A 12,508-nucleotide genomic window follows, 5' to 3' on the forward strand; every position below is an offset into this window, starting at 1 on the left:
ATGTCGCAGCGATCCCGAGTGCTGCCAGGATTTGGTCTTTCTCTAGGCTTTACCCTAGCGTATTTGTCATTAATCGTTCTGATCCCGTTATCTGCCGTTTTTATTAAATCACTCGGCATTGGCTGGGAAGGCTTATGGGAAATCCTGAGCTCTGAACGTATCTTGAAATCATTACAGTTAAGCTTTAGTTCAGCCATTATCGCTGCTTTGATTAATGTAGTTTTTGGCCTGTTACTGGCATGGTGTCTGGTGCGTTATAGCTTTCCGGGTAAACGCATTGTCGATGCACTGGTCGATCTGCCTTTTGCCCTACCAACTGCAGTTGCCGGTATTGCTCTGACTTCTTTATATGCACCGACTGGTTGGATTGGTCAGTATTTAGATCCAATTGGCATCAAGGTGGCTTATACCCCGATCGGTATTACCCTGGCTTTGATCTTTATCGGTATTCCTTTTGTGGTCCGTACGGTACAGCCAGTTCTTTCTGATTTAGAAACTGAACTGGAAGAAGCGGCTTCTGCACTCGGTGCAAACCGTTTTCAGATTGTCACCAAAGTCATTTTCCCGATTCTGCTGCCAGCACTGATCACAGGTTTTGCTTTGGCCTTTGCACGTGGTGTCGGTGAATATGGCTCGGTCATTTTCATTGCCGGTAACCAGCCCTTTGAAACTGAAATTGCGCCATTAATGATTATTTCCCGTCTGGAAGAATATGACTATGCAGGTGCGACCACAATTGCTGTAGTGATGCTGCTCATTTCCTTTGTGATGCTCTTCCTGATTAACTTATTGCAAGCTTGGGCAAGCCGCCGTACCGGGAGAACTGCACGATGAGTTTAAATACCAACAGTAATGCGCTGGCTGAAAAATTGCAATCCCGCGATGCGACTCGTGAGCCGACCTGGGTACGTTATACCCTGATTGCGATTGCACTGATCTTCTTTTTAAGCTGCCTGATTCTGCCTTTGGTTCTGGTCTTTGTTGAAGCATTTAAACAAGGGGTGGGCGTATATACGCAAGCCCTTGTTCATCCAGATACTTTATCTGCGGTGAAACTGACTTTACTAACGGCTGTGATCGCGGTACCAATGAATGTAATATTCGGCGTAGCTGCAGCCTGGTCAGTAGCGAAGTTTAACTTCCCGGGTAAATCAATTTTGACCACCATTATCGATATGCCTTTCTCGGTATCACCTGTTATTGCAGGTTTGATGCTCGTACTGATTTTCGGTACTCAAGGCTGGATGGGTGGCTGGTTGATGGATAATGACATTAAGATCCTTTACGCCGTTCCTGCGATTGTTCTAGCAACGATCTTTATTACTGTACCTTTTGTAGCACGTGAGCTGATCCCTTTAATGGAAGCGCAAGGTACTGAAGAAGAAGAAGCTGCTATTGTACTCGGTGCATCTGGCTGGCAAACCTTCTGGAAAGTGACCCTGCCAAATATCAAATGGGGTCTGATTTACGGCGTAATTCTGTGTAATGCCCGCGCCATGGGTGAGTTCGGTGCAGTATCAGTGGTTTCTGGCCATATTCGTGGTGAAACCAATACTTTGCCGCTACACGTCGAAATTCTATATAACGAATATACCTTTAGTGCTGCGTTTGCCGTGTCATCGCTCCTGGCTCTCCTCGCAATTGTGACTCTGGTTCTGAAAACCTGGGTCGAACTGCGCCAGGAAAAACAAGACAAACGTAATGACGATTCAACAGTTTCTTAAGGAATGCCCACATGAGTATTCAAGTTAAAAATATTGAAAAACACTTTGGTGCATTCCATGCACTGAAAAACATTTCCCTAGATTTCCCGGATGGTCAGTTGGTTGCCCTTCTCGGTCCTTCAGGCTGTGGTAAAACGACTCTACTGCGTATCATTGCTGGTCTGGAATCTGCTGACGGTGGTCAGGTGATTCTGGAAGGACAGGATGCAACCAATGTTCATGTCCGTGAACGTGAAGTGGGTTTTGTATTCCAGCACTATGCCCTGTTCCGTCATATGACCGTATTCGATAACGTGGCTTTTGGTCTACGTGTACGCCCACGTTCAACCCGTCCATCAGAAGCAGAAATTAAAAAACGTGTGACCCGTTTGCTTGATCTAGTACAACTTGGCTTCCTGGCAGACCGTTATCCGGCTCAGCTTTCTGGTGGTCAGCGTCAACGTATTGCACTTGCGCGTGCACTAGCCGTTGAGCCACGTGTACTATTACTGGATGAACCATTCGGCGCACTAGATGCCAAAGTCCGTAAAGAACTGCGCCGCTGGTTACGTACCCTGCATGATGAACTGCACATTACTTCAATTTTTGTCACTCACGACCAGGAAGAAGCCTTAGAAGTTGCAGATCAGATCGTGGTGATGAACAAAGGCAATGTAGAACAGATCGGTTCACCACGTGAAGTGTATGAAACACCGAAAACACCATTCGTGTTTGACTTCCTGGGACAAGCTAACCGTTTCGAAGGCCAGAATAATGGCGGCATACTTCAGCTAGGTGAAGATCGTATCCAGTTCGATGCCGCCAAACAGGCAGCTCAGGGTAATGTCATTGTATTCGCTCGCCCGGATGAACTGCGTATTCATGCACAACCACAAGAGAATGCGATTCAGGCCACGTTTATTCGTGAACTCTGGATTGCAGGAAAAGTCGTTGCGGAACTGAATGACCGCCAAGGTAATCTGATTGAAATTTCACTTACACCAGAAGAAGCCCGCGCTCATCAATTCCGTCCGGATCAAACTGTTTGGTTGAGTGCATTAAATCTGCATTTATTTGAAAACCAGGTCGCGTAAGACTGCAAGATGGGGCTTTTAAATGCCCCATCCTCTTATAGGGTAAAGAATTATGAATTTCCAACAATTAAGAATTATTCGAGAAACTGTTAGACAGAATTTTAACTTAACTGAAGCTTCAGCCGCGCTTTATACTTCGCAGTCAGGGGTCAGTAAGCATATTAAAGATTTAGAAGATGAGCTTGGTGTACAGCTATTTATCCGTAAAGGTAAACGCCTTTTAGGACTGACTGAACCAGGTCAGGCACTTCTTGGCATTGTAGAGCGTATGCTGGTTGATGCAGACAATATCAAACGTCTTGCAGATGATTTTAACAAGGTCGATGAAGGTACATTAACGATTGCAACAACACATACCCAGGCACGTTATGTATTACCGCCAATCGTGAACCAATTTAAAAAAGAATTTCCGAAAGTTCATCTAATTTTGCAACAAGCCAGTCCAATGGAAATCACTGAAATGCTTCTTCAGGGTGAAGCAGATATCGGGATTGCGACTGAAGCCTTAACGACTGAAGAAAATCTGGCGAGTGTGCCTTATTATAACTGGCAGCACAGTATTATTACGCCGCAAAATCACCCGCTGAATAGCAAAGAACAGGTTCGTATTGAAGACCTCGCTGGCTATCCGATTATTACTTATCACGGTGGTTTTACAGGCCGTTCTAAAATCGACTCAGCCTTTGAAGAAGCCGGTGTGGATGTGGATATTGTAATGTCAGCTCTGGACGCCGATGTTATTAAAACTTATGTCGAGCTCAACATGGGTGTCGGTATTGTCAATGATCTGGCTTATGATCCAGAACGTGACTATCGTCTGAAACAGATTAAAACCGATATTTTTGGGGTAAATACTACCTGGATTGCAGTACGTAAAGGCCACTTATTACGTGGTTATGGTTATGAGTTTATTTCTTTATGCTCACCAGATGCAGATATCAAGGCACTGAAAAAAGTCGCTTATCCAGATGAATAATATGGATTGTACTATCTAAATTGAAGAGGCCTATCGCCTCTTTTTTCAATTTTACCAGTAGATTATTTCATTAAAAATCAAGCATAATCACAGTATAATTCAATAAATAAATTATATTAATGATGAGCTAAAAATTTTCCCTCTTGGGATGTGGACTGATTTTTTCCGGGACAAGTTTTGCTGCCGCTTTTGAGCAATCTAACCAAAGCATCCAATCGTTTTTTGAAAAAAATAATTATGCTGAAGTTTCACTGGCTTGGGTTCGCCCTGATATCAGCGGTCAGGTACAACATACCGAAGAGCTGCAACAATTAGGCATCACGGATTTTTCAACAGGAAATCTTGTCCATAACCAATTGATCTCTAATGTCGCATTAAAATTCCAGTTGAATCCTCAAGTGTCGTGGGAACTGATTTACGATCAGCCTTATTCTATAGATATCGCTTATCATTATGATCCTGCTTTTGCAGGTGCAACACTTCCAATTGAGGCTGCTACCATTCAGTTTGAGAGCCATAATTTGACCTCATTAATTGGCTTTCAACCAAACGATAACTGGAATTTTTATACAGGGCTAAGTTATCAAAGCTTAGAAGGAAATTTATATTTATCCGGACAGACATTTTATATATTCAATGGTTATCGGGCCACATTTGAACGAGATGCCGCTCGGGGCTGGCTTGCTGGAATCAGTTATCAGATTCAAGAATATTTTTTTAGAACCGCACTGACCTATCGCTCTGCAATTACTCATCACAATAAAACCACTGAGTCGATTATTGTAGGTACGAATCCAGCACCTTATACAGAAATTCAAACTCCACAGTCTGTGAACTTGGATTTTCAGACAGCTTTAACTGATCGAAATGCGCTCTATGGCACGCTGCGTTGGTCAAACTGGCAAAATTTCGTGATCCAGCCGCCTAAATTTGGCGCTGTAATTGACTATGCGGCCTTACAGTTTCCGGAAGTAAAACCATTCAGGATGATTGATTATCGTGAGGATCAATGGTCTGGAAAAATCGGACTTGCTTATCAATGGCCATCTTTTGGCATAAATTCTATCGAACTCTTATGGGATTCTGGTACAGGAAATCCGGCTTCAACCCTGAATCCGAGTGATGGTTATTGGGGTATCGGACTAGGTCATCTTTATAAGATTCAAGAAACCTGGGATATTGCTACAGGACTATATTATTTAAAGTTTCAAAAACCTGAAATTTCCTTATCCGAACCTATTACGCCGCAGATCGCAGGTTTATCCGCAGTTTCTGATAACAGTGCTTGGATCCTAGGTTTGAAACTGGGTTATCACTTTTAAAATTGTTCTAACAACAAAAAACGGGCCGAAGCCCGTTTTTTGTATTAAGTAAAATATTAGAAGCGGAAGCTTACACCCAGTTTTGCGACTGGAAGCCATTCGTATTTATTATCTTCACGAATTTCACGCTCTTCATCTCTTACAGCTTGTTCAAATTCACCTTGACGCGCTTCTACAGTTCCTTCACTTACTAAATTAACGCGTGGGTTACCATTATAGTATGCACCCAACTCGCCAAATACACCCCAACGGTTAGTAATTGCTGGAGAGAAACCAATACCTACATACGGAGCAATATTATTTTTGTAGGATAATTGACCATTAAGTCGTACCCCATCTGCACCAGCTGTAAAATCTTTGCCATTTACTGTAAAACCACGCTCTGGATCTACTCGACGATCGATATCATAATCATTATCGATATATGCTACACCGGCTGCCATATAGAACCAGTTCGCCCAAGGACGAATCTCAGCATTTAAATAAGTCAGGTTATTGTCCATATCTAAGTCATATTTAGAACCGTTGATTGATAAATCATCTGACCATGAAATATCACCACCGTTATAACCTAGAGTAACACCTACATAAGGGTTAGCATTCCAAGAGATCGCGCCACCGTAACCGGTAGTACCGACTTCAGCACGAACAGCTGCAGGTTTAAAGAAAGAGAATTCAGCTACGCCTTCATCTGTTACAATTGTTTCATCAGCAGCCATAACAGATCCAGCTGTGGCAGCTAGAACGGATACTGCTAAAAGTTGATATAAAGCTTTCATTATTTCTCTCCTCAAAAGAACTTTTTTTTCATCATTAGTTATTCGTGATGAGCTCAATATAAAGGAGCCAATGAATATTTTTTATTTGTGTTTTGCTAGGCTTTTGTTATTTTTTGATACATATTAATTTTTCTTGTTGAATGATAAGCCTTTTTTAAACAATGTTTGTACATATCTAAAATACGAAAAGGATACTAATCACTTTACTTGCGAATTTAATTCAGCACCCCTCCTAGTTTTCCATCTTTTTAGAGCAATATAGTGTAAAATATCGGAAATTTTTTTCTGGAAGGAAGATCATGTCTCAGCTTTCAACAATCATTGAACAAGCGTTTGAAGACCGTGCGAATTTCACAGCAGCAGACTGTCCTGCTGAAATCCGTCAAGCAGTTGAGGAAGTAATTGCTGGCCTGGACAATGGTACTTTACGTGTTGCTGAAAAAATCGAAGGTGAATGGGTTGTTCATCAATGGATTAAGAAAGCGGTATTGTTATCATTTAAATTAAACGATAACAAACCAATGGAAGCTTGTGATCTTCGCTTCTACGACAAAGTAGATACTAAATTCTCTGACTGGACTGACGAGCAATTTAAAGCTGCTGGCGTACGTGTTGTTCCTCCGGCGGTAGCGCGTAAAGGTTCTTTCCAAGCGAAAAACGTGGTACTGATGCCTTCTTATGTGAACATCGGTGCTTATGTAGATGAAGGTACAATGGTCGATACTTGGGCAACTGTAGGTTCATGTGCTCAAATCGGTAAAAATGTTCACTTGTCTGGTGGTGTAGGGATCGGTGGTGTTCTTGAACCGCTTCAAGCTAACCCAACAATTATTGAAGACAACTGTTTCATTGGTGCACGTTCTGAAATCGTTGAAGGCGTAATCGTTGAAGAAGGTTCTGTAATTTCAATGGGCGTATTCATTGGTCAATCTACCAAGATTTATGACCGTGAAACTGGCGAAATCCATTATGGCCGTGTACCTGCTGGTTCTGTTGTAGTATCAGGCAGCCTGCCATCTAAATGCGGTAAATACAGCTTATATGCAGCTGTAATCGTGAAAAAAGTAGATGCGAAAACTCGTGCTAAAACTAGCCTGAACGATCTGCTACGCGAAGACTAAGATGTCTTAACTTAGAGGAAACATTTGTGTTCCTCGGAGCTTCAACCGCTCCTCGTCTCTACGGTCAGCAATGATCGTAGGGATTTTTATTTTTATACATTGTTATTTATTTTTCAGTGGTTAATGTTGTTATGAATACGCTTCGATCTTCCGCAATTCCAGTTTCTGATCCGTCTGCGGGCTTACGCATTACGGAGATCTTCTATTCATTACAAGGTGAAGCCAATACTGCAGGTTTACCAACCGTATTTATCCGCTTAACCGGATGTCCACTGCGCTGTACCTATTGTGATACTACGTATTCTTTTGAAGGTGGTGAGCGCAAATCTTTAGATGACATCATCCAGACCACGCTTGATTTTAAAACGCCTTATGTCTGTGTGACCGGTGGTGAACCATTGGCTCAACCGAACGCCCTGCCTCTGATGCAACGACTTGCAGATTTAGGCTGTGAAGTCTCTTTAGAAACCAGCGGTGCGTTAGATGTTTCTAAAGTGGATGCACGGGTATCCAAAGTTCTGGATTTAAAAACACCAACTTCAGGTGAAGTTGCACGAAATTTGCTTACAAATCTGGACCATTTAACTCAGCATGACCAGATTAAGTTTGTGATCTGTAATCGTGAAGATTATGAATGGTCAAAACAGCAGGTAGAACAGTACCAGTTGAATGAAAAAGTCAGTACGGTCTGGTTCTCCCCTGCCTTTGCAGTTGAAAAAGGAGCTGCGCGCTTGCCACAATTGGCACGTGATCTGGCTCAATGGATTTTAGAAGACCATCTCCCTGTTCGTTTCCAGCTGCAGCTGCACAAGTTGTTATGGAATGATGAAACTGGTCGTTAATTTTTGTAAATTTACTATATTGGAGTATTTGTTATGCGCCCTCGTGCCATTGTATTGTTATCTGGCGGATTAGATTCAACAACCTGTCTGGCTTGGGCGCAGGCACGCTATGAATGTATCGCACTGAGTTTTATGTATGGCCAACGCTCTACTACAGAACTTGATGCAGCTCGCGCGCTGGCTCAACGCTCGGGTGTAGAACATCGTGTCATCAATATTGATTTAGGTAACTTGGGCGGCTCAGCCCTTACTGATCATAGCATTGAGGTACCAGACCAATTGCAGGAAGGTATTCCGGTAACCTATGTGCCTGCACGAAATACCATCTTCTTATCTTATGCTTTGGCCGCTGCAGAAGTGTTCAGTGCAGAGGCAATTGTGATCGGGATTAATGCGGTGGATTATTCAGGTTATCCAGACTGCCGCCCGGAATTTATTGAAGCTTTTGCCAATATGGCACGCCTTGCAACCAAGGTCGGTGTTGAAGGTCAAGCCCTGAAATTTGAAACACCTTTGTTACATTTATCCAAAGCAAATATCATTCGCTTAGGCCTAGAACATGGCGTAGACTACAGTCAAACGGTATCTTGCTACCAAGCAGATGACCAAGGACGTGCGTGTGGAACATGTGACAGTTGTCGTTTACGCAAGCAAGGTTTTGCTGATGCAGGTGTTGAAGACCCGACACGTTATTACCTTTAAAATCGATCAAGGTTATAAATCCATATTATGAATATTAAAGCCAAATTACTTGCGACTACCCTACTCTCTTTGTCTGCCCTATTTTCAACTGCATCTTTTGCAAATAATGATCAAGCTAAGGCAAAAGCAGAATTTGAGGCGATGAAAAAAGAATATACAACTGCCATGAAAAATGCTGGAAGCAGTTCAAATGTGCGTGACGGTTTAATTAAAGCCTGCGCTATTCCCTACAAACAGGCAGTGAAGTACAAAAAACTGACTCAGTCTGATGTGAATAAGCTTTGTACATGTGAAGTGGATGCAGAAGGTAAATTAACTCAAGCTCAGAAATGGCAGATTCAAAGCACTATCAACCAGAAGAAAAACCCTGCTACTTTAGACTTTGTTAAAAAACAAAGCCAGAACGTGCAGTCTTGTGTAGGCCCACAGCTCGCAGGTAAATTAAATTCACTTGCTGCAGAAGCCAATAAAGCCGCTCAAAAGAAATAATCCTGACGGATGTTTTTCTAGGATAAGCCACTATAATGTGGCTTATTTTTTTGAAAAAATTTAGAAAAATTGGAGAGATCATGTCTGAGATCAGCTTACTTGAGCACACTTTTCCGACCACTACAGGTGAAATTAATCTGGCCCAATTAAATGCAGAATGGCTGGTGATCTATTTTTATCCTAAAGATTCGACACCTGGCTGTACTACTCAGGCAGTCGGCTTCTCTTGTTTAAAAGATCAGTTTGATGCACTGAATACGACTATTTTGGGCGTATCACGTGACTCAGTTAAAGCGCATCAGAACTTTACTGAAAAACAGAATCTGACCATTAATCTGATCAGTGATAAAGAAGAAGTGTTATGCAAACACTTTGATGTCATTAAAGAAAAGAATATGTATGGCAAGAAAGTCATGGGCATTGAACGCTCTACCTTCATTTTCCATAATGGAAAACTGGTCAAAGAATACCGCAAGGTAAAAGCTGCTGGCCATGCTGAACAGGTTTTAGAAGATTTGAAAGCTTTACAGGCTGCTTAAGGTGTTTCATAAAATCAAAAAGGCATGCATAGAAATATCATGCCTTCTTCTTTAGAGTTGCTGCAAAGAATAATTCAATTCACTAAAGAAACCGCAATCGACCACATTACACAGCCAATAAGTATATCCAATATTTTCCAGGCTTGTGGTCGCTGAAAAATAGGTTGCAAATAACGTGCTGCATAGCCCAGTCCAAAAAAGAATACAAAGGACGCACTAATCGCTCCTAAAGCAAATTGTATCTGTGCATTGGAATATTGGGTGGAGATGGAACCAATCAAGACCAAAGCATCCAGATAGACATGCGGATTGAGCCAGGTCAGCATTAAACAGATCAGCAAAACTTTATATAAAGAAGGCACATCTTTTTGATCTGTGTCCAGACGCTGCTCATTCTTCCAGGCCTGATAAAAATGCTGAGCGCCATAGATCGCCAGAAAAGTCGCGCCCAGATATTTCGCCATATTGATCCAGTGCGGATTGACCAGCATCAATTGTGAAAATCCCAGAACACCGGCAAAAATCAATATCGCATCAGATAAGGCACAACACATACAGATCGCAAAGACATACTGCTGTTTCAAACCCTGTTTCAATACAAAAGCATTTTGTGCACCAATGGCAATAATCAGGCTAAAGCCTACCGCCAGACCTTGTATATATGCATTTAACATTGGAATATCATGGAATTATAAAGATGGAGATCATTATCTATGTTATTCTTTTCAATTAAATATAATTAAGAAAATATCATTCAGACTAAATTTTATTTAGGTAAGCTATGCCACTTAATTCTAAAAACTGTGATGCTTTTTTAGCCGTCGCAGAAACCCAAAGTTTTGATGCTGCCGCAAAAGTATTAAATATTACGGCTTCAGCAGTCACTTTAAGAGTACAGAATCTGGAAAGAGATTTGGGGCAAGTTCTAGTGCTACGTGAGCGTCCTTGTAAAGTGACCAATGCCGGTCAAACCTTACTGAATTATTTGCAGCATCAACGTCTGTTGCAGCAACAATTAATCCAGCAATTAAATGGTCAAAATAAAGCAGAATTTAGCTCGATTCATATTGCGGTAAATGCAGATTCTCTTGCAACCTGGTTATTTCCCTGTCTGAACACCACTCTGCTTGCAGAGAAAATTACTTTGAATCTTCAGGTTGCTGTTCAAAGTGAAACTCATAAGCTTCTAGAGCAGGGTCAAGTCAATGCCTGTATTAGCAGTGAGAGTGAAGCCATGCCAGGCTGTAAGGCTCATTTTATTGGACAGATGCATTATAGAATGGTCGCAACACCTGCCTTTGTGCATTCCTGGTTTAAACAAGGCATTCACCGGGAATCACTGCGTAAGGCACCCGCTGTGATTTATAATGATCAGGATCATTTACATAGCCATCTACTGTTGGCTCAATTTGGCTTAAACCAGCAATGTTTTCCTTTTCACTATATCCCCTCCTCGACCGCCTTTGCGGATGCTATTTTTTCTGGAGTAGGATATGGTTTGGTTCCGGACTATCAAATTGCGGACCGGATTCAAAATGGGACATTGATCGAGATACTACCTGAATGCAGTTGTGATGTACCTTTATATTGGCATCACTGGAAACAGCAGTCTCCCGCTCTAAAACAGTTAACCAAAGTCATTCTAGAACAGGCAGAACAATGTATGAATAATCCAGTTCATTAAACAGTTCTATGATGTCCTGTCGAATTCACAGAAATTGAATATCACATTATTGGGTTTTCCACTGCCCCATTAAATGAATATTAACTTTTTCACCCACGCCTGCAGTGGCTTTCTTCATCCCAAAATCTGAACGATTAATCACCGTGGTGGATTTCACATCGAGTAAATTAGGATTACCCTTGTTCGGTGTCAGCGTGGTATCGAATACCACTGGTCGAGTAACACCTCTTAGAGTAAGTTGACCCATGACCTGATAACGATTCGTACCATTTGGCTTAAACTGCGTACTTTTGAAATTGACTGTTTTATAGCGAGATGCATGAAACAGGTCCTCACCCATAATCATATTTTTAAGGCTGGGTTTGGAAACCTCCAAGCTATCCACCTGCATAGTGAACTCAGTAGATGATTGTTTTGGCTTATCGGGATCAAACTGCATGGTTGCCTTGAACTCTTGAAAATTTCCCTTTACCACATTCAAACCCAAGGAGTTAATGCTAAAGCCGACACTACTTTGAGGCGTCAATGTCCAGCTTTTAGCATACGCAGCCGATATACACATAGCAGATAGAGCGCCCGCATAAGCTATATGTTTCAGGAATAGATTCATTGTGTTCATCCTTAACAATCAAATGAACTCACTACCTTAAAACGGTTTCAGCCGAGATTTGTTTTATCATTTAGTTCAAACTTGTTGACCAATTGTTGATAAATCTCATTATTTTTAAATTTATGTAAAAATTCACTGGTGCCTAAAGGAAAAGCTGATTCCACCACTTCACCGCGATAATACGCTTCACGTAACGGGGTGGCTGAAATTGCACCCACCAAGCTATCGAGTTCCACCATTTCCCACTCTGGGAACAAACTTAAATAATAAGAAGATTCATCTTTAAAGTGTCCAATTAGACCAACTTTTGCTTCTGCTTCAACTACTTCAGACACCAGCGATTTCACCAGTTTTTGCCATTTTTCATCATTATAGACATCAATGACATGGACAAATTTAATGCGCTTCTGATCTGCTTCAGAAAAATTCGACAGGATCATTTCTTCACGTTCAGTGGCTAGAAATGGATTTTTAATATTGCGTTCTTGCTGTGCTGAGCCTAATGCCAGAATCACCTGCTGGCTCTGCTGCAAGGCAATTTTAATCGTTTGCATATGGGCCAGATGGAAAGGTTGAAAACGACCAATAAACACCAGGTAATCAAATTTATATTTCATAGCACATCTTACTTTTATGAACGCATCAGT

At 41.7% G+C, this 12,508-nt stretch carries 15 protein-coding genes; 11 read left to right on the plus strand and 4 right to left on the minus strand.

The window, feature by feature from the left end:
• The 5 genes from cysT to F897_RS13450 all read left to right on the plus strand — a co-directional run bounded on the left by cysT (position 1) and on the right by F897_RS13450 (position 5,095).
• On the plus strand, positions 1–834 hold the full coding sequence (gene cysT / locus F897_RS13430; RefSeq protein WP_004784537.1) for a sulfate ABC transporter permease subunit CysT: 834 nt from the start codon (positions 1–3) through the stop codon (positions 832–834).
• Positions 831–1,724: a sulfate ABC transporter permease subunit CysW gene (gene cysW, locus F897_RS13435; RefSeq protein WP_004784540.1), complete on the plus strand. Its 894-nt coding sequence runs from the start codon at positions 831–833 to the stop codon at positions 1,722–1,724. Before cysT ends, cysW begins: the two co-directional genes overlap by 4 nt.
• A gap of 11 nt (positions 1,725–1,735) precedes the next feature.
• On the plus strand, positions 1,736–2,797 hold the full coding sequence (locus F897_RS13440; RefSeq protein ID WP_004784543.1) for a sulfate/molybdate ABC transporter ATP-binding protein: 1,062 nt from the start codon (positions 1,736–1,738) through the stop codon (positions 2,795–2,797).
• A gap of 52 nt (positions 2,798–2,849) precedes the next feature.
• Positions 2,850–3,773, plus strand: coding sequence for a CysB family HTH-type transcriptional regulator (locus F897_RS13445; RefSeq protein ID WP_004784546.1), 924 nt, complete (start codon positions 2,850–2,852; stop codon positions 3,771–3,773).
• 143 nt (positions 3,774–3,916) lie between these two features.
• Positions 3,917–5,095: an OmpP1/FadL family transporter gene (locus F897_RS13450; protein ID WP_004784547.1), complete on the plus strand. Its 1,179-nt coding sequence runs from the start codon at positions 3,917–3,919 to the stop codon at positions 5,093–5,095.
• Between the two features lie 56 nt (positions 5,096–5,151).
• Here F897_RS13450 and carO read toward each other — a convergent pair whose 3' ends face one another.
• Positions 5,152–5,874: an ornithine uptake porin CarO gene (carO, locus tag F897_RS13455; protein ID WP_004784551.1), complete on the minus strand. Its 723-nt coding sequence runs from the start codon at positions 5,872–5,874 to the stop codon at positions 5,152–5,154.
• Between the two features lie 299 nt (positions 5,875–6,173).
• Between carO and dapD the strand changes: the two genes are divergently transcribed.
• The 5 genes from dapD to F897_RS13480 all read left to right on the plus strand — a co-directional run bounded on the left by dapD (position 6,174) and on the right by F897_RS13480 (position 9,567).
• A complete protein-coding gene (gene dapD / locus F897_RS13460; protein WP_004784553.1) occupies positions 6,174–6,995 on the plus strand; it encodes a 2,3,4,5-tetrahydropyridine-2,6-dicarboxylate N-succinyltransferase in 822 nt (273 codons plus the stop codon).
• A 131-nt stretch (positions 6,996–7,126) separates the two neighbouring features.
• Positions 7,127–7,837, plus strand: a complete 711-nt coding sequence (queE, locus tag F897_RS13465; protein WP_005236680.1) for a 7-carboxy-7-deazaguanine synthase QueE — start codon at positions 7,127–7,129, stop codon at positions 7,835–7,837.
• 33 nt (positions 7,838–7,870) lie between these two features.
• Complete coding sequence (gene queC, locus F897_RS13470; RefSeq protein ID WP_004784557.1) at positions 7,871–8,539, plus strand: 7-cyano-7-deazaguanine synthase QueC; 669 nt, start codon at positions 7,871–7,873, stop codon at positions 8,537–8,539.
• 27 nt (positions 8,540–8,566) lie between these two features.
• Positions 8,567–9,028, plus strand: coding sequence for a hypothetical protein (locus F897_RS13475; RefSeq protein ID WP_004784559.1), 462 nt, complete (start codon positions 8,567–8,569; stop codon positions 9,026–9,028).
• 80 nt (positions 9,029–9,108) lie between these two features.
• Positions 9,109–9,567 carry a peroxiredoxin gene (locus F897_RS13480; protein WP_004784561.1) on the plus strand — a complete coding sequence of 153 codons (459 nt, stop codon included), beginning with the start codon at positions 9,109–9,111 and terminating at the stop codon, positions 9,565–9,567.
• Between the two features lie 74 nt (positions 9,568–9,641).
• Here F897_RS13480 and F897_RS13485 read toward each other — a convergent pair whose 3' ends face one another.
• Complete coding sequence (locus F897_RS13485) at positions 9,642–10,241, minus strand: LysE/ArgO family amino acid transporter (protein ID WP_004784563.1); 600 nt, start codon at positions 10,239–10,241, stop codon at positions 9,642–9,644.
• A 107-nt stretch (positions 10,242–10,348) separates the two neighbouring features.
• Here F897_RS13485 and F897_RS13490 point away from each other — a divergent pair, with 107 nt between their 5' ends.
• Positions 10,349–11,251: a LysR family transcriptional regulator ArgP gene (locus F897_RS13490; RefSeq protein ID WP_004784566.1), complete on the plus strand. Its 903-nt coding sequence runs from the start codon at positions 10,349–10,351 to the stop codon at positions 11,249–11,251.
• Between the two features lie 46 nt (positions 11,252–11,297).
• On the opposite strand, the gene F897_RS13495 is transcribed toward F897_RS13490, so the two are convergent.
• Positions 11,298–11,861, minus strand: a complete 564-nt coding sequence (locus F897_RS13495; RefSeq protein WP_005236683.1) for a YceI family protein — start codon at positions 11,859–11,861, stop codon at positions 11,298–11,300.
• A gap of 47 nt (positions 11,862–11,908) precedes the next feature.
• On the minus strand, positions 11,909–12,478 hold the full coding sequence (locus F897_RS13500) for a nicotinate-nicotinamide nucleotide adenylyltransferase (protein WP_004784571.1): 570 nt from the start codon (positions 12,476–12,478) through the stop codon (positions 11,909–11,911).
• Positions 12,479–12,508 lie beyond the last annotated feature (30 nt).

Origin of the sequence: Acinetobacter variabilis, from assembly GCF_000369625.1 — a bacterium.
In the GTDB taxonomy this organism is placed as follows: Bacteria; Pseudomonadota; Gammaproteobacteria; order Pseudomonadales; family Moraxellaceae; genus Acinetobacter; species Acinetobacter variabilis.